At 62.8% G+C, this 24,046-nt stretch carries 22 protein-coding genes; 12 read left to right on the forward strand and 10 right to left on the reverse strand.

Annotated features, from left to right (window positions below; genetic code table 11):
• Positions 1–30 precede the first annotated feature (30 nt).
• Genes glyQ through D779_RS00830 form a run of 4 tightly spaced genes read left to right on the forward strand, consistent with a single transcriptional unit; the run spans position 31 to position 4,371 of the window.
• Positions 31–954 carry a glycine--tRNA ligase subunit alpha gene (gene glyQ / locus D779_RS00815; protein ID WP_094300746.1) on the forward strand — a complete coding sequence of 308 codons (924 nt, stop codon included), beginning with the start codon at positions 31–33 and terminating at the stop codon, positions 952–954.
• A 5-nt stretch (positions 955–959) separates the two neighbouring features.
• Complete coding sequence (gene glyS / locus D779_RS00820; RefSeq protein WP_043747979.1) at positions 960–3,044, forward strand: glycine--tRNA ligase subunit beta; 2,085 nt, start codon at positions 960–962, stop codon at positions 3,042–3,044.
• On the forward strand, positions 3,044–3,625 hold the full coding sequence (gmhB, locus tag D779_RS00825) for a D-glycero-beta-D-manno-heptose 1,7-bisphosphate 7-phosphatase (RefSeq protein ID WP_081763253.1): 582 nt from the start codon (positions 3,044–3,046) through the stop codon (positions 3,623–3,625). Before glyS ends, gmhB begins: the two co-directional genes overlap by 1 nt.
• A gap of 2 nt (positions 3,626–3,627) precedes the next feature.
• Positions 3,628–4,371 carry a lysophospholipid acyltransferase family protein gene (locus tag D779_RS00830; protein WP_043747982.1) on the forward strand — a complete coding sequence of 248 codons (744 nt, stop codon included), beginning with the start codon at positions 3,628–3,630 and terminating at the stop codon, positions 4,369–4,371.
• Between the two features lie 132 nt (positions 4,372–4,503).
• On the opposite strand, the gene gyrB is transcribed toward D779_RS00830, so the two are convergent.
• From gyrB to dnaA, 4 genes are all read right to left on the reverse strand, one after another.
• Positions 4,504–6,909, reverse strand: coding sequence for a DNA topoisomerase (ATP-hydrolyzing) subunit B (gene gyrB, locus D779_RS00835; protein ID WP_043747985.1), 2,406 nt, complete (start codon positions 6,907–6,909; stop codon positions 4,504–4,506).
• A gap of 224 nt (positions 6,910–7,133) precedes the next feature.
• A complete protein-coding gene (recF, locus tag D779_RS00840) occupies positions 7,134–8,210 on the reverse strand; it encodes a DNA replication/repair protein RecF (RefSeq protein WP_043747987.1) in 1,077 nt (358 codons plus the stop codon).
• 43 nt (positions 8,211–8,253) lie between these two features.
• Positions 8,254–9,354 carry a DNA polymerase III subunit beta gene (gene dnaN, locus D779_RS00845; RefSeq protein WP_043747989.1) on the reverse strand — a complete coding sequence of 367 codons (1,101 nt, stop codon included), beginning with the start codon at positions 9,352–9,354 and terminating at the stop codon, positions 8,254–8,256.
• 189 nt (positions 9,355–9,543) lie between these two features.
• The gene (dnaA, locus tag D779_RS00850) at positions 9,544–10,881 is read right to left on the reverse strand and encodes a chromosomal replication initiator protein DnaA (RefSeq protein ID WP_043747991.1); all 1,338 of its coding nucleotides are present in this window, start codon (positions 10,879–10,881) and stop codon (positions 9,544–9,546) included.
• Positions 10,882–11,110: 229 nt separating this feature from the next.
• On the opposite strand from dnaA, the gene rpmH reads away from it, so the two are divergent.
• The 8 genes from rpmH (at position 11,111) to D779_RS00880 (ending at position 18,153) form a co-directional block, all read left to right on the forward strand.
• On the forward strand, positions 11,111–11,245 hold the full coding sequence (gene rpmH / locus D779_RS21420) for a 50S ribosomal protein L34 (RefSeq protein ID WP_081763260.1): 135 nt from the start codon (positions 11,111–11,113) through the stop codon (positions 11,243–11,245).
• A 77-nt stretch (positions 11,246–11,322) separates the two neighbouring features.
• The gene (gene rnpA / locus D779_RS21425) at positions 11,323–11,625 is read left to right on the forward strand and encodes a ribonuclease P protein component (protein ID WP_232424032.1); all 303 of its coding nucleotides are present in this window, start codon (positions 11,323–11,325) and stop codon (positions 11,623–11,625) included.
• Positions 11,610–11,846 carry a membrane protein insertion efficiency factor YidD gene (gene yidD / locus D779_RS21430; protein ID WP_081763255.1) on the forward strand — a complete coding sequence of 79 codons (237 nt, stop codon included), beginning with the start codon at positions 11,610–11,612 and terminating at the stop codon, positions 11,844–11,846. The genes rnpA and yidD overlap by 16 nt, the downstream gene beginning before the upstream one ends.
• Complete coding sequence (gene yidC, locus D779_RS00860; protein ID WP_043747996.1) at positions 11,839–13,518, forward strand: membrane protein insertase YidC; 1,680 nt, start codon at positions 11,839–11,841, stop codon at positions 13,516–13,518. Before yidD ends, yidC begins: the two co-directional genes overlap by 8 nt.
• A gap of 25 nt (positions 13,519–13,543) precedes the next feature.
• The gene (gene mnmE / locus D779_RS00865) at positions 13,544–14,884 is read left to right on the forward strand and encodes a tRNA uridine-5-carboxymethylaminomethyl(34) synthesis GTPase MnmE (RefSeq protein ID WP_043747999.1); all 1,341 of its coding nucleotides are present in this window, start codon (positions 13,544–13,546) and stop codon (positions 14,882–14,884) included.
• A 160-nt stretch (positions 14,885–15,044) separates the two neighbouring features.
• The gene (locus D779_RS00870; protein ID WP_043748002.1) at positions 15,045–15,989 is read left to right on the forward strand and encodes a transketolase; all 945 of its coding nucleotides are present in this window, start codon (positions 15,045–15,047) and stop codon (positions 15,987–15,989) included.
• On the forward strand, positions 15,989–16,996 hold the full coding sequence (locus D779_RS00875) for a transketolase family protein (protein WP_043748005.1): 1,008 nt from the start codon (positions 15,989–15,991) through the stop codon (positions 16,994–16,996). Before D779_RS00870 ends, D779_RS00875 begins: the two co-directional genes overlap by 1 nt.
• Positions 16,996–18,153, forward strand: coding sequence for a RuBisCO large subunit C-terminal-like domain-containing protein (locus D779_RS00880; RefSeq protein WP_043748008.1), 1,158 nt, complete (start codon positions 16,996–16,998; stop codon positions 18,151–18,153). The genes D779_RS00875 and D779_RS00880 overlap by 1 nt, the downstream gene beginning before the upstream one ends.
• Positions 18,154–18,250: 97 nt before the next feature.
• On the opposite strand, the gene D779_RS00885 is transcribed toward D779_RS00880, so the two are convergent.
• From D779_RS00885 to D779_RS00910, 6 genes are read right to left on the reverse strand one after another with little or no spacing between them, the layout of a single operon-like run.
• A complete protein-coding gene (locus tag D779_RS00885) occupies positions 18,251–18,928 on the reverse strand; it encodes a DUF599 domain-containing protein (RefSeq protein ID WP_043748010.1) in 678 nt (225 codons plus the stop codon).
• 52 nt (positions 18,929–18,980) lie between these two features.
• The gene (gene mutM / locus D779_RS00890; RefSeq protein ID WP_043748013.1) at positions 18,981–19,808 is read right to left on the reverse strand and encodes a bifunctional DNA-formamidopyrimidine glycosylase/DNA-(apurinic or apyrimidinic site) lyase; all 828 of its coding nucleotides are present in this window, start codon (positions 19,806–19,808) and stop codon (positions 18,981–18,983) included.
• An 8-nt stretch (positions 19,809–19,816) separates the two neighbouring features.
• The gene (locus D779_RS00895) at positions 19,817–20,935 is read right to left on the reverse strand and encodes a hypothetical protein (protein WP_043748015.1); all 1,119 of its coding nucleotides are present in this window, start codon (positions 20,933–20,935) and stop codon (positions 19,817–19,819) included.
• Positions 20,932–22,320, reverse strand: coding sequence for a GldG family protein (locus tag D779_RS00900; protein WP_052347637.1), 1,389 nt, complete (start codon positions 22,318–22,320; stop codon positions 20,932–20,934). Before D779_RS00900 ends, D779_RS00895 begins: the two co-directional genes overlap by 4 nt.
• Complete coding sequence (locus tag D779_RS00905) at positions 22,317–23,054, reverse strand: ABC transporter permease (RefSeq protein ID WP_043748017.1); 738 nt, start codon at positions 23,052–23,054, stop codon at positions 22,317–22,319. Before D779_RS00905 ends, D779_RS00900 begins: the two co-directional genes overlap by 4 nt.
• Positions 23,051–24,013, reverse strand: coding sequence for an ABC transporter ATP-binding protein (locus D779_RS00910; protein WP_232424033.1), 963 nt, complete (start codon positions 24,011–24,013; stop codon positions 23,051–23,053). The genes D779_RS00905 and D779_RS00910 overlap by 4 nt, the downstream gene beginning before the upstream one ends.
• Between the last annotated feature and the right edge of the window lie 33 nt (positions 24,014–24,046).

A 24,046-nucleotide genomic window follows, 5' to 3' on the forward strand; every position in this document is an offset into this window, starting at 1 on the left:
TCCCCCATCATCTGGATGAAGGAGCCCCCTTTGAATCTTGAATCCGAGGACCTGGGGACCTTTCAAGGTCTCATCTTCGCACTCGAACGATACTGGGCCGAACTCGGCTGCGTCATCGTTCAGCCGCTGGACATGGAGGTCGGTGCCGGTACCTTTCACCCCTCGACCTTCCTGCGCTCGATCGGCCCCGAGCCCTGGCGGAGCGCCTATGTCCAGCCCTCGCGCCGACCGACGGACGGACGCTACGGCGACAACCCCAACCGCCTGCAGCACTACTACCAATTCCAGGTCGTGCTCAAGCCGTCGCCCATCGACATCCAAGATCTCTATCTGAATTCGCTGCGTCGCCTGGGGCTGGATCCGGCCGTGCACGACATCCGCTTCGTCGAGGACAACTGGGAATCCCCGACCCTCGGCGCCTGGGGCCTGGGCTGGGAGGTCTGGCTCAACGGCATGGAGGTGACCCAGTTCACCTATTTCCAGCAGGTCGGCGGACTCGATTGCCGTCCCGTGACGGGCGAGATCACCTATGGCCTCGAACGCATCGCCATGTATCTGCAGAACGTCGAAAGCGTCTACGACCTGGCCTGGAGCCGAACGCCCGAAGGCACGGTCACCTACGGAGACGTCTTCCACCATAACGAGGTCGAGCAGTCCACCTACAACTTCGAGCATGCCGACGTCAACGCACTCTTCGAGCAGTTCGACGTCTGCGAGCGCATGAGCTCCACGCTCATCGACAAGGGACTGCCTCTGCCCGCCTATGAGCAGGTCCTGAAGGCATCCCATACCTTCAACCTTCTGGATGCCAGGGGCGCCATCTCGGTGACCGAACGCCAGAGGTTCATCCTGCGGGTCAGGGCCCTGTCTCGCGCGGTCGCCCAGGCCTATTACGAAAAACGGGAGGCCCTCGGCTTTCCCATGTTGAAGCCGTGCCAAACCGAATCGGTGTAAGGGAGATGACTTTGGATACTTTCGCTGACCTCCTGATCGAGATCGGAACCGAGGAACTCCCGCCGATCGCGCTACCCGCCCTGTCGAAGGCATTCGCGGACGAGGTGGAATCCCAGTTCGAGGGCTATGGGATCTCATACGGTTCCGTCGAGCGCTTCGCGACCCCCAGACGTCTGGCGGTTCTGGTGCGCGAACTCCAGACCAAGCAGTCGGATCAGGAAACGGTTCGTCGCGGTCCCGCCGTGCGTGCCGCCTTCGATGATTCCGGAGCGCCGACCAAGGCCGCGCTCGGTTTCGCCCGCTCGTGCGGCGTGGAGATCGGGGATCTGGATCGCGAGGCGACCGACAAGGGCGAGTGGCTGATCTTCAAGAGCGTCACGCCCGGCCAGGAAACCGCCTCTCTGGTGCCGGCGATCGCCGAGAAGGCGCTCGCCAGCCTGCCCATCCCGAAACGCATGCGTTGGGGCGACCGCAGCGAGGAATTCGTTCGGCCCGTTCATTGGGTCTGCCTGGTGATGGGATCCGATCCCGTCAAGGGTTCGGTGCTCGGTCTGCAGGCGGCTCCCCAGACGCGCGGCCATCGCTTCCATCATCCCGAGACGATCGCGGTCGGGAAGGCCGCCGATTACGAACGCCTACTCGAGGACCGAGGCCACGTGGAGGCATCCTTCGACAGGCGCCGCGCCTCGATCGAGGACAAGATCCGTGCCCTGGCATCCGAGCAAGGTCTGACGGCCCGTATCGATCCGGCGCTCCTGGACGAGGTCACGGGACTGGTCGAGTGGCCACAGCCGCTGCTCTGTCATTTCGATTCCGAATATCTGGAGATCCCTCCGGAGGTCCTGATCGAGACCATGCAGAGCAACCAGAAGTATTTCCCGCTCGAGGATGCCGAGGGACGGCTTCAGTCGGCCTTCATCGTCATCACCAATCTCGAGAGCAAGGATCCGGACCAGGTCCGGGCCGGCAACGAGCGGGTGATCCGGCCGAGATTCGCCGATGCCGCATTCTTCTGGTCCCAGGACATCAAGCAGCCGCTCGAGTCGTTCGCGAAGCGTCTGGAGACGGTCGTCTTCCAGGACAAGCTCGGAACCATCGCGGACAAGAGCGCGCGGGTCGCCCGGCTGGGACGGCACCTCGCCGCCAGTGTCGAGGCCGATCCGGATCTGGTCGAACGGTCGGCCGGACTCGCCAAATGCGATCTGGTGAGCTCCATGGTCTACGAGTTCCCCGGTCTGCAGGGAATCATGGGGCGATACTATGCGACCCATTCGAACGAGGATCCCTGTGTCTGCCAGGCGATGCAGGAGCAATATCTGCCGCGATTCGCCGGAGACATGCTGCCGTCCAGCCCTTGCGGCCGTGCGCTGGCCATCGCCGATCGTATCGACACCCTGGTGGGCATCTTCGGGATCGGTCTGCGCCCGACCGGGACCAAGGACCCCTACGCCCTGAGGCGCGCCTCGATCGCGGTCCTCCGCATCCTGATCGAAACGCCGGTCGACCTGGATCTCGAGGACCTGTTGAAGACCGCGGCCGAGGGTTTCGAGCCGGGTATCCTCGCCGACGACACGGTGGAGACGGTACTCGCCTACATGCTGGATCGACTGCGCGGCTACTATGGCGATCGGGACATTCCGGCCGACGTCGTGGAATCCGTGGTCCATGTCGGGGTGACCAATGCATTCGACATCGACCGGCGCATCGCCGCCGTCTCCAGATTCCTGACCCTGGCCTCGGCATCCGAGCTGGCGGCGGCGAACAAGCGCATCCGCAATATCCTGGCCAAGGCGGATCCCGGAGTGGCGGATAGCGGAGAGGTGGTCGCGGATCTGTTGACGGATCCTGCCGAAATCGCCTTGGCTGAAACCGTCTCCCAGCTCGCGGCCAAGGTCTTGCCTCTGGTCGAGCAGCGGAACTATGTCGAAACACTGGAATGTCTCGCCGATATCAAGGATGACATCGACCGCTTCTTCACCGAGGTCATGGTGATGGCGGATGACGAGGCGGTACGCAACAACCGGATCCATCTTCTGGCCTCCGTCGCGGAACTCTTTCTGAAGGTTGCCGATATCTCGCGGCTGCAGTGATGCAGGGTCCCGATCTGACCGGCCGGGCGATCATCCTGGATCGGGATGGCGTTATCAATCAGGACTCCGACCGCTACATCCGATCCAGGACCGAATGGACGCCCATTCCAGGGAGCATCGAGGCGATCGCGAGACTCTCCAGGGCCGGATTGCGGATTGCGGTGGCCACCAACCAGTCCGGGCTGGCCAGGGGATATTTCTCCTGGTCGGACCTGAACGGCATGCATCAGCGCATGCGGGATCTGGTGTCCGCTCAAGGGGGACGCATCGAGATGATCGCCTTCTGTCCCCATGGCCCCGCGGATGGATGTCGATGCCGCAAGCCTGGAACCGCCCTCTTGGAGGAGATCGGCGACCGACTGAGCGTCGATCTTTCAGGGATCCCGTTCGTCGGCGATTCGATCTCCGACCTGGAGGCCGCGCGAGCGACCGGCGCCTACCCCATTCTGGTTCGCACGGGAAAGGGTGAACGGACGCTCGCCAAACTCCGGGCGTTGGAGGATTCTCGCTCGCTGTCCGACCTGCCGGTCTATCGGGACCTCGCGTCCGCTGCCGATGCCCTCATGCACAACGAAGGTTGACTATGATCCTTGTTCGCTCGCTGCTGTTTCAGGTCTATCTGATCGGATCCACGATCTATTATTCGAGCGCGATTCTGATTCTGGATGCGCTGCTCCGTCACCCGCCCACCGATCGGCTCGGACGCGCCTGGGGATATTCCAATCTCTGGGCGCTGCGCAAGCTCTGTGGTCTGGACTACCGGGTTAGCGGTCTCGACCATCTGCCCCGGGAGCCCGCGATCGTCCTTTCGAAGCATCAATCCGCTTGGGAGACGATCGCGCTCCGCGCGATTTTGCCGCTGAATCAGTCATGGGTGCTCAAGGAAGAACTCATCCGGATCCCCCTCTTCGGCGGGGCGTTGAAGCGATTCAAGTCGATCGCCATCCGACGTTCGGAGGGTCGCAAGGGCATGATCAAGCTGATTCGCGAGGGCCAGCAGGTTCTGGACGAAGGGCGCTGGGTCATGGTGTTTCCGGAAGGGACCCGGGTCGCCCCCGGAACCCGTCAGCGCTATGAGATCGGTGGAGCTCTGCTTGCCGAGCGGTGCAAGAGGGATGTGATTCCGGTCGCTCACAATGCCGGAGAGTTCTGGGGGCGGAGAAGCTTTCTGAAATATCCGGGCACCATCGATGTCGTGGTCGGGCCGGTCATTCCGACCCAAGGCCGCAAGGCGACCGAGATCAACGCCGAGGTCGAGGAATGGATCGAATCCCAGGTCGCTGCCCTCCCCGATCGCTTCGGACAGGTGGCAGCCGCAAGACAGTGACGGTCGCCGAGATTTCGGCGCGTTGAAGGCTGAAGCAGACGCCTTTATTCTATCTCGAGTCCTGCAGGATCCAAGCGTTCCTGGATCCCGCAGGGCTCTCGCCCCGACAAGGGGCGATGAAAGGACCTTCCCTCAAACGTCGAGATTTTCGACGTTCAATGCATTCCTCTCGATGAATATCCGTCGTGGCTCGACCTGATCGCCCATGAGTGTGGTGAAGATCTGATCGGCGGCGACCGCATCCTCGATCGTGACTCGAAGCAACCGGCGCAGCTCGGGGTTCATGGTGGTCTCCCACAGCTGGTCGGGATTCATCTCGCCAAGCCCCTTGTATCTCTGGATGCCGTATGCCCGCTGAGCCTCCGACAGCAGCCAGCGGATCCCCGCCCCCAAGTCCTGGATCGCACACTGACGCTCGCCGCGCTTGATATAGGCCCCGGAGTGCAGCAGTCCTTCGGTCTTGAGCCCGAATTCACGCAGCTTGGCATAATCGGCGGTCTGGAAGAACTCGAAAGGCACGATCCGGGTTTCGGGTATCCCATGGACCAAACGAATCACTTCGAGTCCGCTGACGGAATCCTCGGTGGCTTCCGAGGCACGCAGCCTGTAATGGTATGTGGTCTGACCATCGTCGTTCAGATGCTGCTCGACCTGATGGCACCATTCGGCCAATCCCTGGGCATCCGAGCGGATCGCCTCCTCGAGCAGAGGAACCTTCGACAGTGCCGTGAGGAAGCTCGCGTCATAGCGATTCGCCAATCGACGAACGATGCCCATGAAGAGCTGATATTCCCGCGCCAGGGATTCCAGGGCGGTTTTCGACAGAGGTGGCGCGTCCTCGGTGACGAAGAGGTCCGCGTCGTCGAGCGCGGCCTGGAGCATCGCGCGGTTCAGTTCGCCCTCGTCCAGGAGATATTCCTCGTACTTGCCCTTCTTGATCTTGAAGAGCGGCGGCTGGGCGATATAGATGTGGCCGCGTTCGACCAGTTCGGGCATTTGCCGATAGAAGAAGGTCAGGAGCAGGGTTCGGATGTGCGCGCCATCCACGTCGGCATCGGTCATGATGATGATGCGGTGATAGCGCAGATTGTCCGGATTGTATTCCTCGCGACCGATCCCGCACCCGAGTGCCGTGATCAGGGTGCCAACCTCGGCCGATGAGAGCATCTTGTCGAACCGGGCCTTTTCGACGTTCAGGATCTTTCCCTTCAGGGGGAGGATCGCCTGGAAGGTCCGGTCCCTACCCTGCTTGGCCGAGCCCCCTGCCGAGTCGCCCTCGACCAGATAGAGTTCGGATTTGGCGGGGTCCTTCTCCTGACAGTCGGCCAGTTTTCCCGGTAGACCCGCAATGTCGAGCACGCCTTTGCGCCGGGTCATCTCTCTAGCCTTGCGCGCGGCCTCGCGGGCGCGGGCGGCCTCCAGCATCTTGTTGGCGATCACCTTGGCCTCGCCCGGCTGCTCCTCCAGGAAGGTGTTGAGCTGCTCGACCACCAGGGATTCGACCGCCCCCTTCACCTCGGAGGACACCAGCTTATCCTTGGTCTGAGAGGAGAATTTGGGATCTGGAACCTTGACCGAGAGGACGGCCGTCAGTCCCTCGCGCGCGTCGTCGCCGACGGGCCGAACCTTCTGATTGCGGTCCAGCGCCTCCCGCTCGATGTAGGTATTCAGCGTTCGGGTCAGTGCGGTGCGGAGGCCGGACAGATGGGTTCCACCATCCTTTTGCGGGATGGTGTTGGTGTAGCAGAAGATCGTCTCCTGGTAGCTGGAGTTCCACTGGATGGCCAGTTCGACATTGATCGACTGATGCTCGGCACTGAAATAGAAGACCGTCGGATGGATCGGATCCTTGTTCTTGTTGAGATGTTCCACGAAGGCCTTGATGCCGCCGTGGTATTCGAAGGTGTCCGAGCGCCCGCTGGATTCCTCGGTCAGAGAGATCCGAACCCCCGAGTTGAGGAAGGACAATTCGCGCAGTCGACGGGCGAGGATGTCGTAATGGAAATCGAGATTCGAGAAGATTTCGGCGGATGGGTAGAAGCGGACCTCGGTTCCGGTCAATGAGGTATCGCCGATGATCTCCAGGGGATATTTGGGGACCCCGAGCTGATACTCCTGCTGATGGATATGGCCGCCTCGATAGATCCTGAGCAACAGCCGCTCCGACAATGCATTGACGACCGAAACGCCGACTCCGTGCAGACCGCCAGACACCTTGTAGGAATTGTCGTCGAACTTTCCGCCCGCATGCAGGACGGTCATGATGACCTCGGCGGCCGAGCGATTCTCTTCCGAGTGAAGGTCGACAGGAATGCCTCGGCCGTTGTCGGAGACCGACACCGAGCCATCGTCGTGCAGGGTTACGCTGACATTCGAACAGTATCCGGCAAGGGCCTCGTCGATCGAGTTGTCGACGATCTCGAAGACCATGTGATGGAGGCCAGTTCCGTCGTCGGTGTCACCGATATACATCCCTGGGCGTTTGCGGACAGCGTCCAATCCGCGAAGTACCTTGATGTTGGTGGAGTCGTACGTCATTGGACCTTTTTTGACTGGTGGCGATAAAAAATGAGGAAGGCCCTGTCGTGCGCAGAGAGACCCAGCGGCTGCCAGGCTCTCCCAGCGAAGGCATTCCCGGGATATGTGCTCCGGCCGAGGGATGGCCGAGACAGATTCGGAGGGAGAGATAACACCTTGCGATTATACGGGAAGCCGGCCCTTCGGTGTTCCCGCACGATTCGCGAAGGCGGTTCGGGTGACCATCAGACTTCACGGTTGAGGACACCATGTTCCACGTGGAACATGGCCGCGGAAGGTCCCGCATCCAGCGGATCGGAGGGGCGAGAGACCCCGGTGACGAATATCTGGGAACCGGTTTCGACGAACAGGGACCAGAGCTTCCGCACATGATTCCGATCGAGTTCGGCCTGGAGATCGTCCAGCAGCCAAATAGATCGGGGCGCCCCGGCGCTTCGATGCAGTTGTTCGCATGCCAGCTGAAGCAGGCTGACCACCACCTTCATCTGGCCTCGCGACAGGGAGGCTCGCTCCCCATCCCTTGAAAGATAGAAGTCGGCTCGATGTGGACCTCTCAGCGTGAAGCCCCTGGACCTCTCCTGGTCCCGGCACGCGTCCATCGCCTCGGTCAAAGCAAGACCATGCGGCCATCCTGGATCGTACTCCAGATCGAGATCGTCCAGGAACGGGAAGTCCGCCTTCAAACACAGGAATGGCATCCTCAGTCCTTCGAGAAAGGCCCTTCTCGATTCATCGATCGATTGCGCAGCCTCGACGAATAGAGAATCCCATTGAGCCGTATCCTTCCACTTGGCCTTGAGTGCGGCATTGCGTTGGAGCAAGAGCCGTTGAAAGGTATATCTCTGCCCCTTGAATCGATCGTTCCAGAGCGAGGTATTCCAATCCAGGAAGAGACGCCTCAGCTGCGGGTCGCCTTCGATCAGAGACTGAGGATTGTCGGTGACCAGCTTGGTAGGAATCAGGGGAACATCGGGGTCGTGATCCAGCACACCGGGAGGCCGGATCTCTCTCTGCGCCCCCTTCGAATCCTGGACGAAGCGAACCTCGAAGGGTGCGTCCGGCTCGGACGCGAAGGATCCCTTGATGCGGGTCCTGGACTGATCGCGATTCACCAGGGGGCCAAATTTTCTGCCCCTGTAGGTTCTTCCCCGGGCAAGCAGATAGAGGGCCTCCAGCACGGAGGACTTGCCGGCGCCATTGGCACCGAAGAGCCAGACAGCGGAGACATCCGTGTCCAAGCGGGCTCGTTCGATGTTTCTCAGGCCATCGATGTCGAGCGAGACGAGCCGATAGGTCCTCATGGGACCAATGTCGCGGACGGATCGCGATCAGCCGATCCGGATATCAAAGCCGCATGGGCATGACGACATAGGTCTCGTCGTCCGAGTCCCGACCACGCCAGATCGAACTGCTGTCGGCATCCTGAAACTGAACCTGAACCTTCTCCGCATCGATGGCATTCAGAACGTCCATGAGGTAGGCGACATTGAAGCCGATCGAAATGGCCTCTCCGGAATAGTCGGATTCGATCTCCTCTTCCGCCTCTTCCTGCTCCGGGTTGTGCGCCAATAGCCTCAGCACGCCATCTCCGAATGCGAGTCGAACACCTCGATACTTCTCGTTCGACAGAATCGCCGTTCTCGACAAGGCTCCCTTGAGCTCGTCCTTGTCGAGCGTCGCCGTCTTCTCGAGGCTGCGCGGGATCACACGTTCATAGTCCGGATAGCGGCCGTCGACCAATTTGGAGACCATGGTGGTATGACCGACGGCGATGCGAACGCTCTTGGCGCCGACCAACAACTCCACCATTTCTTCCGAGTTGCTGAGAAGCCGCTTGAGCTCTAGCACGGTCTTGCTCGGGACGATGACCTGCCTGCCCTCTCCGAAGTCTCCGCCCGGACGAATCTTGTATCGCGCCAGCCGATGGCCGTCCGTAGCCACGGCGATCATGTCCTCTCCCTGGAATTCGATCAGCAGGCCGTTGAGGTAATAGCGGACATCCTGCTGCGCCATGGCGAAGGCCGTTTTCTCCAGCAGGCGTTTGAGGACGTTCTCTGGCAGCGAGATGCCTCGTCCACCCTGCTCGATCTCCATCGTCGGGTAATCCGTCGCCGGCAGTACACCGAGCGCGAATCGGCCTCGGCGGGCGGTGAGCACGCATCGGTCGTTCTTCGTCTGGAAGCGGATGTCCGCCCCCTCTTCGAGACTCCGGCAGATATCGGCCAGCTTCCTGGCCGGAACGGTCGTTTCGCCTTCCTCGGAGACATCCGCGGCACATTCGGCGCTGACCTCGACCTCGAGATCCGAGCCGGTGAAACGAACCTGTTGCCCCTGAGCCTTGACCAGAAGATTTCCAAGGATCGGCAATGTTTGCCGTCGTTCGACGACGCCGATTACCTTTCCGACGATGGGCCACAAGGTTTCTCGGTTGACCACGAATTCCATCAATATCTCCAGAGGGAAATATATATATTTAATGTTAGTTATAGGGTCTGTGGAAAAGTCTCTGTTCGACGAAAATCTTCGCTGGAACAGGGTGCTGAATCGTTCCCGACCTCTTCGTAAGTGTTGTCGAAGCTGTGGACAAATCGACCTCCCGGCGACCGACCGAATCCATGAACAGCTTGTCCACAGCTAGGAGTTCAGTATTCTCAACAGGTTTTTATAGTCTTCCTCGACCGCCGCGTCGCTCTCTCGCAGGCTCTTGATCTTGCGGGTGGCGTGCAGAACGGTGGTATGGTCTCGACCACCGAAGGCGTTGCCGATCTCGGGCAGACTATGCTTCGTGAGTTCCTTGGACAAGGCCATCGCGATCTGACGCGGGCGTGCCAGAGACCGGCTGCGCTTCGCCGAGAGCAGATCCGAGGTGCGCAGCTTGAAGTACTCCGCGACCGTCTTCTGGATGTTCTCGATGCTGACCTGCTTGTCCTGGGCGGCGAGCACGTCCTTCAAGGCGTGCTTCGCGAACTCCATGGTAATGGGCTTGCCGGTGAACTGAGAGTTGGCCACCAGACGCCTGAGCGCGCCCTCCAGTTCGCGGATGTTGGAGCGGATGCGCTTGCCGACGAAGAAGGCGACGTCCTCCGGAAGCTCGACGCCCAGCTGACTGGCCTTGCAGTGCAGAATGGCGACGCTGGTCTCGAGATCCGGGGGATCGATGGAGACGGTCAGCCCCCAACCGAATCGGGACTTGAGCCGTTCCTCCAGGCCCACGACCTCCTTCGGAAAGCGGTCGCTGGAGAGTACGATCTGCTGGCGCGACTCGAAGAGCGCGTTGAAGGTGTGGAAGAATTCCTCCTGAGACCGTTCCTTGCCGGCGAAGAACTGCACGTCGTCGATCAGCAGGGCGTTGACCGAGCGGTAGGTCTTCTTGAATTCCTCGATACGGTTGTGCTGCAGCGCCTTGATCATCTCGGCGACGAATCGTTCGGAATGCAGATAGACCACTCTGGCATTCGGGTTGGAGGCCAGGATGACGTTGCCGAGCGCATGCATCAGATGGGTCTTGCCCAGGCCGACACCGCCGTAGACGAACAGCGGGTTGTAGGCCGTTCCAGGATTCTGCGCGATCTGCATGGAGGCGGCGCGGGCGATCTGGTTCGATTTGCCCTCGACGAAGGTGTCGAAGGTGAAATCCGCATTGAGATTGGCGCTGGAACGCCGTTCGTCGAGATCGGGCGCCGGAGGCGGAGTCTCGAAGCGGCTGTATCCGGGGATGATGGGGGCTTCTTTGTCGAGTCCGCCGACCTCGAAGACGATCTGAGCGATCGCGCCTTCGCTGAACTCGGCACAGAGATCCAGCAATCGCCGTTCGTAATGCTTCTGCGTCCAGTCGAGAACGAAGCGGTTGGGTGCAAGCAAGCGCATCAGGCGGCCATCCACTCGGGCCTGAAGCGGCAGAATCCAGGTATTGAATTCGGCAGACGTCAATTCGCCCTTCAATTGCTTGACACACTGATCCCACAGACCCACAGCGACTCCCGACAACGGTCGATTTCTTGATAGTGATGCGTCAGGTCGCGGCACCGGGCGCGACAGACATGGACAGGCAGTCTAGCGTTCCAGCACAGACTTATCCACAACCTTCGCGGATTCGGACCTATCTAATTGATTGACGGGCGCCGATAAATTGCATATATTTTCCGCCCTTTTATGGCGGGGTTTCTTCGCCCCAAACCAACGTCTCTCTGGAGTACCCTTCATGAAGCGCACTTTTCAACCCAGCCGCCTGAAGCGGGCTCGTACTCACGGGTTCCGGGCGCGTAGCGCGACCCGTAATGGGCGCAAAGTCCTCGCCGCTCGTCGTTCCAAGGGCCGGCTTCGTCTGATCCCCTGAGCGAGCCTACGTCCGGTCGACCCGACCGCAGCCACCCGCGCGGCCGACGATTAACGAACGCGACCCAGTTCCGGCGAGTGTTCGCCGAGCCGAAACGGACAGGAAAATCCGGTTTCGTGGTGCTCTATCGCTACAACGAGCTCGAGCAACCCCGACTTGGTCTGGCCATCTCCAAGAAGTGTGCCCGGCGCGCCGTCGACAGAAATCGGCTCAAACGTATCGTTCGCGAGAGTTTCCGGATCCATCGCGAACGGCTTCCAGGGGTCGACATCGTCGTACTTTGCTCGCATGGCGCTACGTCGCATCCGAATCGGCGGCTCTTTCAGGCTTTAGAGCAGGCTTGGGCCAGTATTAGGAATACAGCATGCGCCGCATCTTGATCGGACTGATCAGGATCTACCAGTACCTGATCAGTCCGCTTCTCGGCCCCCATTGCCGCTTCTATCCTACGTGCTCCCACTACGCCGTCGAAGCCATCGAGCGTCATGGTGTGGTTTACGGCACCTACTTGGCTCTTCGTCGCCTATCCCGCTGCCATCCCTGGCATCCGGGCGGCATCGACCCAGTTCCCCAAGAAAGGCAGACCAAGATTCATGGATAACCAGCGCTTGATCCTATTCCTCGCACTCGCTGCAGTGCTCTTCTTGATATTCGAGGCCTGGCAGCAGGATTACGGCCAGGTTGCCCAGCCGGTGGCGCAGACGGAGCAGATCCAGTCATCCGCGGCTCCCTCCCCCTCCGTTTCGACTCCCGCGGATTTGCCCGACGCTGCTCCCATCACCAATGCCGAGGTGCCGGGTGCCGCCCCAGCGATGACCGCGACCGGCTCGGCGGAGCGTCCGATTCTGGTCGAGACGGACGTGCTCAAGGTCGAGATCTCGCCGCGAGGCGGCACCATCGCCAGTGTCTGGCTGTTGGACTATTCGGTCGTACCCGAGAAGCCTGAGGACAAATACCGTCTTTTCAAGCCGGTTCCGCCGAACATGCTGATCAGCCAATCCGGTCTGCTCGGCGACAAATCGGCCGGGCTGCCGACCCACGAGAGTCTGTTCCAGACTGCCCAGCCCAGCTATCGGATGGAGTCCAGCGCGAATCAGCTCGATGTGGTGCTGACCTGGAAGAACGAGGCCGGACTGGAGGTCACCAAGACCTACCGTTTCTCCCGCGGCAGCTATCTCATCCATGCCACCCAGACCCTGTCGAACGGTTCCGACAAGGCGATCGCCGCACGCGAATACACCCAGTTGCAGCGCACGCCTCTGAACGATCCGAACGAGCCGCGCTTCGTCCACACCTATACGGGCGGTGTCTATTACAGCCCCGAGGACAAGTACAAGAAGGTTTCCTTCGACGACATGACCGAGTCGCCGCTGGACAAGTCGGTCTCCGACGGCTGGATCGCCATGATCCAACACTATTTCATGGCCGCCTGGATCCCTCCCCAGGGTGTGCAGCAGACCTTCTACACCAATACGCTCAACAACTCGCGCTACATCATCGGTCAGTATTCGCCCGCGGTGAGCGTTCCAGCAGGAGCGAGCCATACCTTCGAGGATCGTCTCTTCATCGGTCCCAAGCTCCAGGATCAGCTCGCGACCATCGCCCCCGGACTGGACCTGGCGGTCGACTACGGCTGGCTGACCGTCATCGCTCAGCCCATCTTCTGGGTCATGACCTGGATCCACGCCCTGGTCGGCAACTGGGGCTGGACCATCATCATCCTCACCATCCTCATCAAGCTGGCCTTCTACAAGCTGTCCGAGACCAGCTATCGCTCGATGGCCAACATGCGTCAGCTGACGCCGCGGCTGCAGGCGCTCAAGGATCGCTACGGCGACGACAAGCAGCGTCTGAACCAGGCGATGATGGAGATGTACAAGACCGAGAAGATCAATCCGCTCGGCGGCTGTCTGCCGATCCTGGTCCAGATCCCGGTCTTCATTTCGCTCTACTGGGTGCTGCTCGACAGCGTCGAGATGCGTCAGGCGCCCTTCATGCTCTGGCTGGACAACCTGTCGGCACCGGATCCCTATTACATTCTGCCCCTGATCATGGGCGTCTCCATGTTCGTCCAGCAGAAGCTGAATCCGCCTCCGCCGGATCCGATGCAAGAGAAGATCATGATGAGCCTGCCGTTCGTCTTCACGGTCTTCTTCGCCTTCTTCCCGTCGGGCCTGGTGCTCTACTGGACGGTCAACAACCTGCTGTCGATCGCCCAGCAATGGCACATCACCCGCACCATCGAGAAGGAATCCGCCAAGAAGCGCCGCTGAGCGTGCCGCTTCTCCTTCGCCAGCCATGGCGGACATAGAGACCATCGCGGCCGTCGCCACGCCCCCGGGACTCGGGGGCGTCGGCATCGTCCGCGTCAGCGGGCCCTTGGCTCCGGAGATCGCCCGGGCCGTCACGGGCGCGCTCCCCTCCCCTCGCACGGCAACCTATCGCCTCTTCCGCGATGCCGAGAACGGCTTCATCGACGAAGGCATCGCCCTCTATTTTCCATGTCCCGGATCCTTCACCGGCGAGGACGTGCTCGAACTCCAGGGGCACGGCGGTCCGGTCGTCATGGATCTTCTGCTCGAGCGCTGTCTGGCTCTGGGCGCGCGACTGGCCCGGCCGGGCGAATTCACCGAACGGGCCTTCCTCAACGGCAAGCTCGACCTGGTTCAGGCCGAGGCCGTCGCCGATCTGATCGAAAGCTCGACCGCCCTCGGCGTGCGTCTCGCCGGACGGACCCTGCAGGGCGACTTCTCGCGCCGCATCCAGTCGCTGGTCGAGGAACTCGTCCGACTGCGGGTCTTCATCGAGGCCGCGCTCGACTTTCCCGAGGAGGAGATCGATTTTCTGGCCGACTCGTCCGTCGCCGAGGATCTGGACCGGGCCATCGTCATGACCCGTCAGGTCCTGGACGAGGCCCATCGCGGCCAGGTTCTGCGCGAAGGTCTGGTCGTGGTGATCGCCGGTGCGCCGAACGTCGGCAAGTCGAGCCTGCTCAACGCGCTCTCCGATACGGATGCCGCCATCGTCACCCCGATTCCCGGGACCACGCGCGACGTCCTGCGTCAGGACATCCAGATCGACGGATTGCCGATTCGGGTCGTGGATACGGCCGGACTGCGCGAAACCGAGGATCCGGTCGAGCGCGAGGGCGTGCGGCGCGCCCGCAGACAGCTCGACGACGCGGATCTGGTGCTCCTGGTCTACGATGCCCAAAAGGGACCGGACGCGAGCCTTACCGAGGCGCTGCCCTCTGGGATTCCTGTCGTGCGGATCCGCAACAAGATCGACCTGATCGACGCGTCCCCTCGGATCGAGCAGAGTGAATCCAGAACCGAGATCTCGCTCTCCGTCGCCACTGGACAGGGGCTGGAACTGCTGCGGACCCATCTCAAAGTCCGTGCGGGTCTGGACTTCGGAAACGAGGGCGTCTTCATCGCGCGCCGCCGCCATCTGGACGCCTTGAATCGAGGTCTCCAGCGACTGCTCGAGGCCCAGCGACATCTCGCGGGACGACTCGGTCCCGAACTGGTCGCCGAGGAACTCTTGCTCGCCCAAACGGCCTTCGGCGAGATCACCGGAGAGGTGACATCGGAGGATCTGTTGGGACGGATCTTCTCCAGTTTCTGTATCGGCAAGTGATTGGATCGCGTCAGGTCTCGCGCTCCGGCGGGACTCCAGCACCGTCATCTCTTCTTCAACTCTTGGGTGTATAAATCCCGGTTCGTCCGTTTTTCGGATCACCCGGTGCCGTGATGTGCGTCGGAGAGATCCCTCAGCCTCCGGTCCGGAGAACCGATTCATGGCACGAATCCATTCCCAATCGTCCGAGCGACCTACTGTCGATTCGATCCGCTCGGTCGCCGATGCCGTGCGTCGTCGGGTGCTCGAACATACGCTGACCAACAACGGCGGCTATCTCAGTCAGGCCTGTTCCTCCGCCGAGATCCTGGCGACCCTCTATCTGAGGGTCATGCGGCTGGGTCCGAGCGATGCCTCCTCGATCCCTAAACCCTTTGCGGGCGTCCCGGGCGCGGACAATCCGGATGCCTTCACGGGGGCCGGATACAACGGACCGAAAGGGCCTGATTTCGATCGGTTCATCTTCTCCCCGGTCCACTATGCCCTGGTGCTCTATTCGCTTCTGATCGAGCTCGGCCGGCTGGACCCGAATGCGCTCGACGCCTTCAATCGGGACGGAAGCACGGTCGACCTGATCGGCGCCGAGCATTCGCCGGGTCACGAGGTCACGGCCGGATCCCTGGGGCAGGCGATCAGCCAGGCCGGCGGGATCGCCTTGGCGCGGCGGCTTCGGGGGGATTCGGGGCGCGTCTGGGTCTTCATGTCGGACGGCGAATTCCAGGAGGGACAGACCTGGGAGGCCTTCGCCGCCCTCGCCTATCACGGACTCGGCAACATCGGGGTCTATGTCGACGCCAACGCCCAGCAGTGCGACGGCCCCATGGACTCGGTGATGTGCATCGAGCCGCTCGGCGACCGGCTCCGCGCCTTCGGCGCCGAGGTGCACGAGGTGGACGGGCATGATCCGGATGCCCTCGCCGCGCCCGCCGAGTCGATGGCGGAGCGCGACCGGCCGCTGGTGGTGATTGCACGGACCGATCCCTGTCGGGGGATCGAACGGCTCCGCGAACGTGCACCCAAACTCCACTATGTCCGCTTCAAGTCTGAGACGGAGTTCGAGACCTATCGGACACTCTTGAACCAGATGCGCGAGGGTATTCGCTGATGGAAACGGTACAGCGTCCCCACCGCGAAAACCTGGTGCGTTGGGCCCAGTCTCGCCCCGAGGTATTGGTGCTGTCGGCCGATCTCACCGCCTCCTGCGAGGCCGACGGCTTTCGCGACGCCTATCCCGAGCGCTTCTTCTCCATGGGGATGGCGGAGCAGAACATGATGGGCTTCGCCGCCGGTCTGGCGCGCGAGGGTCTCTTTCCCTTCATCCATACCTTCGCCGTCTTCGTCACCCGGCGTCCCTTCGACCAGGTCGCTATGTCGATCGCCTATCCCAATCTTCCGGTACGGCTGATCGGATTCCTGCCCGGGATCACCACCGCTGGCGGGGTGACCCATCAGGCGATCGACGACGTCGCCCTGATGCGGATCCTGCCGAACATGAGCGTCCTCGAATGCGGCGACGCGACCGATGTCGAGTCCGTGCTCGACGTCGCCCAGGCGGTGAATGGTCCCGTCTATGTCCGCATGCTGCGCGGCGAGGTCCCGCGTCTGTTCGATGCCGGCGAGCCCATGGTCTTGGGCCGGGCGCGCGTGCTGGGCGAAGGCAGGGATCTGACGGTGCTCTCGAGCGGCATCTGTACCGAGGAGGCGATGCGCGCGATCCAGGCGCTGCGTGGCCAGGGGCTCTCGATCGCGCATCTGCACGTCTCCACGCTCAAGCCCTTCGAGGATCCGGCGATCGAGGCGGCCATCGCCGGTGCGCGTCTCGGTGTCGTCACCATGGAGAACCACGGCATCATCGGCGGGCTCGGATCCGTGGTCGCTGAGCTCATGGCGGAGAAGGGGCTGGGCGGGCGTCTGATCCGGATCGGTCTGCGCGACACCTATGCGCACGGAGCGAGCCGTCGTTATCTGATGCGCGAGTACGGACTCGATGCCATGGCGCTGGTGCGGGCCGCCGAGGATCTGACCAGCACGCAGTTCGATCTCACCGAAGAGGCTCTGAGTCGAGTGCGGCTGGAGACCATGAGCCGAATCGACAAGACCGAGGACCTCTGATGCCGTCCGGTTCGAGCGTTTCCGGCGCCTCCCTGGATCTCAGCCGGGCGCGTTTTGAGGTCGTCTACCATCTGGCCTGTCCGGGCACCGAGGTCGAGACGCGGGCTCGCGATATCTGTATCGAGCAGACCGTCGAATTCCCCGAGTCCGCGATCCCGAATCCAGAGATCCGGGAGCAGATCGTCGGACGCATCCTCGCGATCGAGGCACTGGATGCCGGACGTTTCGAGGCGAGGATCGCCTATCCGGTCGAGGCGGCCGGATCCGAGCTGACGCAGTTCGTCAATCTGCTCTTCGGCAATATCAGTCTGAAGCCCGGGGTGAGACTGGTTCGATTCGAGGTTCCGGATGCCTTGGCCGATCTCTATCCGGGACCCAGATTCGGCCGCGATGGGTTGCGGACACTGGTGGGCGTGACGGATCGGCCCCTGCTCTGTACCGCCATCAAACCTATGGGTCTCGGACCCCATGAATTGGCGGATCTCGCCCATCGGCTGGCCCTGGGCGGCATCCATCTCATCAAGGACGATCACGGCCTCGCCGATCAGGTCTTCTGCCCATTCGACGAACGCGTGGCACTCTGCTCGGAGGCCGTGTCTCGGGCCAACCGCGAGACCGGCGGGAATGCCCTCTATCTGCCCAACGTCACCGCCCCGGCCGGCGAGATCGGGCGGCGCGCCCATTTCGCCAAGGAGGCCGGCGCGGGCGGGCTGCTCTTCTGCCCTGGACTCGCCGGACTCGATGCCGTGCGGGCACTGGCCGCCGACGATCGGCTCGATCTGCCCATTCTCAGTCACCCGGCCTTCCAGGGCGGTCACTGCATCCATCCCGATTCTGGAGTGTCGCATGGCGCCCTCTTCGGGCAGCTCAATCGAATGGCCGGTGCCGATGCGACCATCTTTCCCAACTGGGGCGGGCGCTTCTCCTTCACCAGGGAGGCCTGTCTGGATCTGGTCGAGGGTACGGTCCGCCCCATGGGGTCCATCAGGCCCATCTTCCCCGTTCCCGCGGGCGGCATGCGCCTGGATCGGGTCGCCGAGATGTGCGATTTCTACGGCCCCGACGTGATCCTGCTCATCGGCGGTGACCTGCACGCCAACGGACGCGATCTGATCGACAACTGCCGCCAGTTCTCCAACCTGTCCCAGCAAGCCTGAATCCACCGCCGAACCGCGAGGCACCCGAAGAGCCTGATGGAATATCGATCTTCGTGTCCTTTGCGCCTTTGCGGTTCAACAACATCGGGATCGCCGCTCAATCCTCGGCAGCATCCGGGGCGATGCGATCGATGAAATAGAGCGCGGCGACCAGCACCAGGCTGGCAACGGCCATCAGGTGCGGACCGAACAGCCAGAAGACCAGCGGGACGGCGAGATAGTAGCTTCGCATCCCGACGCTGTAGAAGGCACCCGCGCGATTGAGATGCTTGGCGACATGCTCGGGAGAGACTCCGGGTGGACGCGACGACGGCGGAAGCGAGATCTGGAAGCCCACGTGATTGTAGAGCCGCACCGACATGGCGAAGCTGAAGAAGGCGACCAGGAAATCGGCGAGCAGCACCATGAATTTCGCGGCCCGCAGACCCGGGTGATGCGAGCCGATCCCGTTCAGGGTATGCCAACTCTCGGCGAGCTTGTCGGCCTCGCTGCTGAGGTTCAGGACGCCTATCACCAGGATGACGGCGGTCGAGGCGAAGAAGGTCGCGGCCATGGTGGAGTTGCGCAGCGTCTGTACCGCGAGGATTCGCAGACTGGGTTCTTCCATGATGTGCTGGACCCAGAGGGTGCGGGCCTGGCGGTTGACGCTCTGGATGGTGCAGCGCGGATTGCGGCGGACGCACCAGGCGAGCGCGATCTGGTAGGCGATCAGAACGGTCAGCCCGACGCCGACCCAGATGATGTCGCCCGCGTACTCGTTCCACCATGGACTCATTCGTCGACTCCGGGTTGGATGGTTATGCTCTGAAACGCCTTCACGTCCGAGCTCAATGCTGGCACGTTCGACAGTAGAAGGTCGATCTCTGTCCGATACGGATCTGCCCGACCGGCGTTCCGCAGACCTTGCAGGGTTCGCCGGCGCGTCCATAGACCCGGAGCGATTGGGCGAAGTAGCCGGGTTGTCCGTCCTCGCGGACGAAGTCCCTCAATGTGGTTCCGCCTTGACGAATCGAGTCCTGCAGCAGCGAGCGAATCGTCGCGGCAAGCCGCCGATAGCGCTCCAGGCCGATCCGGTTGCAGGCTCGTGAGGGATGGATGCCGGCAAGGAACAACGACTCGTTGGCATAGATGTTACCCACGCCCACCACCACGGAGGCGTCCATGATGAAGGACTTCACCGCGATACGTCGTCTGCGGCTCAGTGCGTAGAGATGATCCCCGTCGAATCCGTCGCCCAGCGGCTCGGGTCCCAGGTCTTTGAGCAGCGGGTGCTGCGACTCCAGTCTGTCGGCCGATTGCGGCTCCCAGATAAAGATGCCGAAGCGTCTGGGATCGTGAAAACGCAGACAGCGTCCATCGTTCAGGATCAGGTCAAGATGGTCGTGCTTCCTCGGCGGACTGGATACGGGGACGACCCTGAGACTGCCGGACATCCCGAGATGGACCAGCAGTGTGCCCCGCTCCAAGTGAATCAATAGATATTTACTGCGGCGTGAGAGTCCGAGGATCGGCTGGCCGTCGACCCGAGCCGGCATGTCGGAAGGGATGGGCAGGCGCAGTCGCGGTTCGCGGACCAGGAGTCGTGCGATGCGGCGTCCCTCCAGATGCGGGCGAATCCCCCTCAGGGTGGTCTCGACCTCGGGCAGCTCCGGCATCGGCGGACTTATCGATCCAATCTGTCCGGATCGGTCGTGATGTCCATCTCCGGATCCGGGGCGAACGGATCCTGACCGAGACCGTAATCCTCGGCCGTTCCCGGATTGGTCATGGTGCGTGGCCTGGGACGCGGTCTGGCGACAGCCGGCATCTCTCCATCCGGCGTCAGGCGAACCTCGGGTGGCTTGCCGAGCTGAACGTCTCCGGGAAGGATGGTATCCGGATCCTTGGACGGGGCGTAGAGACCCTCGGACAGCGACAAGGGAGGCGTCGGCTTCTCCATGATGGGTGCGAACACCTCCTCCGGATCGATGGGGTCGGCGGGTATATCCGCGACGGCTTGCCGGGCGTCCGGGGTCGGATCGATCGCGGCCGGATTCTCGACCAGATCGGGGGCGGTCGCCAGCACATAGAGCAGGCGCTGATCCGGTCGAGCCCAGAGTTTCCGGTCCGGGGAGACCCGAAAGGCCAGGATATCGTCCTCGGAGACCTCGAGCTCGACACCGACGCCATCGAATGCGCCCGAGAGCGGCTCCACGCGCTCGGCGACGACCGATTCAAGATCCTTCAATACCTTGGAAGCGAGCGGCGTGCCGCCGATGCGTCCGAACACCGGCTCGAAACCGCGCGGCAGCAGGTGCCGCGAGACATAGAGGACGGGCGGGGCGATCAGGGACGGATAGAAGCGATCGTCGATCAGGTGCACCACCCCTTCCGCGGAGACGTAGCGATCCTGGGTGATCGGATCGATTCCACCGAAGACGAGTTCGAGCGTATCCAGCCTCAGACGGAGCCGGGTCGTGGTGAGGCCGATCTCGTCGATCGCGGCGGCCTCTTCGGGGACGCTGCGATGGACGGGCGTCGCCAGGATTCCGAGCAGCCTCTCGACCTGAGCGGGCTCGGCATCGACCTGCATGGGCTCTTCGAGTCGCCAGCCATATCCGCTGCGACCGAGCCGGATGAGCGGCTCGCCGTCGCGGGCGATCTCGATCAGCTGCAGATTGGCGGCGCTGAGATCGGTCAGCCTCGATCCTGAATCCGTTTGGGCCAGCTCCTGCTGCATGCGGATACCCACAACCATCACCGCCACGGCCAGGAGCAGATTGATCAGCCAGCGTCCCTTCATCGTCCCCTCCAGCGATACCAGCGTATCGCGAATCCGCTGGTCACGAAGAGTCCGGGCAGGAGCAGCAGCACCCCGACGCCGATCAGCATGCGTTGAGTCGAGCTCAGCTCCAGCGCCTCGGCCGCCTGGGGCGGAGGGGGCAATGCGAGCGGCGGCTCCTCGCCGCTCAGCCAGCGGAAGAACCTCAGACCCAGCTCGCGGTTGCCGTGACTGCCGATCTGGGCATTGCTGAGGAAGTCGCTGTCGCCGACGACCAGCACCCTCTGCTGGCGATCCGAGTCGGGCAGATTGCGGGTCAGCGCCAGGACCACGGCGAGCGGCCCAGCCTGCTCGCCCACCACCTCGTCACGGACGATCTTGCCCTCCAGACGGCCGGTCTCGTTCCAGCTCTGGCTGCCGGTCGAGAGATAGGTCGCGAGATCCCAGCCGGGGGCGATTCGGGTCTCGAATCCCAAGCTGCCCGGCAGCAGCGCGGGTGCGCTGAGCCCCTCTGTGAGCGGGTCGGTGGGGTAGTCGGAGATGACGGCGACGGCTGGGGTCTCCACGCCCATCTTGGCGGCGGCGGCGTCCACGATGACGCCCGGCAGGATGGACAGTCCCAGCTGAGCCGCCAGAGGGTCGAGTCCGTGCATGGGGCCCGGATCCATCAGCCACAGCAGGTTGCCGCCGCGATCCAGATAGCGCAGCAGGCTCTCGATCTCGCCCGGAAAGAGCTGGATTTGGGGCATGGAGAGCACGAGCAGGCGGGTGTTGTGCGGGACCTCCTGGATGGTCGCCAGGTCCAGTGGGCGGGCGAGGAAGCCCTGATCCCGGAGCTCCTGTCCGAGCCGTCCCAGATCGGTGGTGCCCCCGCCCTGGATGGAGCGCTCGCCGTGACCCTCGATCACGGCGACCCAGGGCGAACGGGTTTCGGCCAGCCGAGCGATCGCGGCCGAGATGGAGCGCTCCCCCACCTCCTTGAGCGTCTCGCGGCGTCCCTGGTATTCGAGCAGGATCTGACCGATCAGGGTGACGTCCGCGTCGCGCGCCCGTTCCGGGAACAGCTGCGGATCCAGGTAGTCGACCTGCATCTCGGGGAGGTTCTGACGATAGGGGGCGAGCAGACGCTCGATGGCCTCGCCGAGCGGCGTATCCTCGGGCGAGAAGACGGTGATCCGCAGCGGGGCGTCGAGACGGTCGAGAATCGCCAGGCTCTCGGCGGTCAGGCTGTTGCTTCCCGAGCTTGTCCAGTCCCAGTAGCGATCGTGGCGTGCGATCAGCCATCCGGATCCGATCACCAGCGCCAGCAGCAGCAGGACGAACGTCAGGTCGGCCAGGGCGCGCTCCACCCGCTGCAGCCGGATCCACAGACGTTGCGGGAATTCTTGTTGCGGGAAGGGCTTCATTGCAGACGACGGTTGATCAGTCGGCGATGCGTGAGCGCGAGGAAGAAGAGCGTGAAGAGAACGAAATAGCCCAGATCGCTCATGCGGACCGCACCGAGCAGGAACCAGAGGAGATGCTCGTTCCAGGAGAGCCAGTCGAACAGCGAGAGGCTCATGTCTCCGATGGAATCGGCGCGGCCGACGATCGAGAGCAGCAGGAGCAGACCGAATCCGATCAGGACCGATGCGCCAGGCTGGGAGCTGAGGCTGGATCCATAGAGACCGATGGCGCAGAACATGACGGCGGCCAGCCAGAGCCCGAGCGTCGCCGCGGCCAGATGACCCGGATCCAGGTCGGCGATGCCGCTCAGCATGAGCAGATTCGCGGCCGGCAGGAGACACAGTGGCGTGATGAGCAGGATCAGCCCCAGGAATTTGCCGATCACCACCTCGCCCAGACGGACGGGTGCCGAGCCCAGCAGGTCGAAGCTGCCCTCGCGCAATTCGGCGCTCAGAGACCGCATCGCCAGCAGGGGGGCCGCCAGCAGGGCGATCACGGCCGCGAATCCGAACAGATTGAGTGCCAGCTCTTGGGTCAGGCTGCCCACGCGCTCGTCGGCCGAGAGTCCGCTGAAATCCTCGACGACCTTCAGATAGATCCAGGCGAGCACGACCTGCCCGGCCCCGAGCAGAACCCAGATCAGGGGTGTCACCAGACCGCTCCGGATCTCGCGTCCGGCGATGGCGCCGATCATGTCCTGTCCTCCACGCCGATCAGGTCGAAGAAGACGCGCTCCAGATCGCTGTGTTCGGGAAGCAGCTCGAGCAACCCGAGACCGGCCATGACGATGCCACGGGACAGGTCGGCGGCCGTGCCAAGTTCGTCCAGCTCGACCAGATACCGGTCTCCGCCGATCGCCTCGGAACTCAGCACGTGCGGCAGGGTGACCAGCACCCCGGCGTCCGAGGTGGGCGTGAGGCGAATCCGCCACTGGCTGCACTGAGACGAGGGTTGGAGCCGGGCGTCGAACCGGACGCGGCCCTGATGCATGATGACCGCACGATCGCAGACGGCCTGGACCTCGCCGAGCAGATGGCTCGAGAGGATCACGCCGCATTCCTCGGCCAGACTGCGGATAAGCGCGCGCAGCTCGCGCATCTGAAAGGGATCCAGGCCCTCCGTCGGCTCGTCCAGGATCAGGAGCTTGGGCCGGTGCAGGATGGCCTGGGCGATCCCGAGCCGCTGACGGAAGCCCTTCGACAGCTTGGCGATCAGCCGCTGTCCGCTGTTCTCCAGACCGCAGCGGCGCTTGGCCTCGGCCACGGATTCGGGGATGCGGCGGGAGGGCAGGCGATGGATCCGGGCGCAGAAGGTCAGATATTCGTCTACCCGCAACTCTGGGTGAAGCGGCGGACGCTCGGGCAGATAGCCGAGATGGCGCTTCGCCTGCAAGGGTTTGCGCGCGAGATCGATCCCCTGGATCTCGATGCGGCCCCGGCTGGGGGCGAGCATTCCGGACAGGATCCGCAGACAGGTGGTCTTTCCGGCGCCGTTCGGTCCCAGCAGGCCCAGTACCTCGCCCCTGTCCAGACACAGATTCACGTCGGAGAGCGCCTGCTGGCTTCCGAATCGTCTGGAGAGATCGGTGACGCGAACGAGGGTGTCCATGAGCAGGGGAAGATAACCGCTCCGGGCCGGCTTGCCAAACTCCATGGAGGTCCGACGGGGCCAAGCCTGTCGAATGGA

The sequence above is a fragment of the Imhoffiella purpurea genome (assembly GCF_000585215.1).
GTDB lineage: Bacteria > Pseudomonadota > Gammaproteobacteria > Chromatiales > Chromatiaceae > Imhoffiella > Imhoffiella purpurea.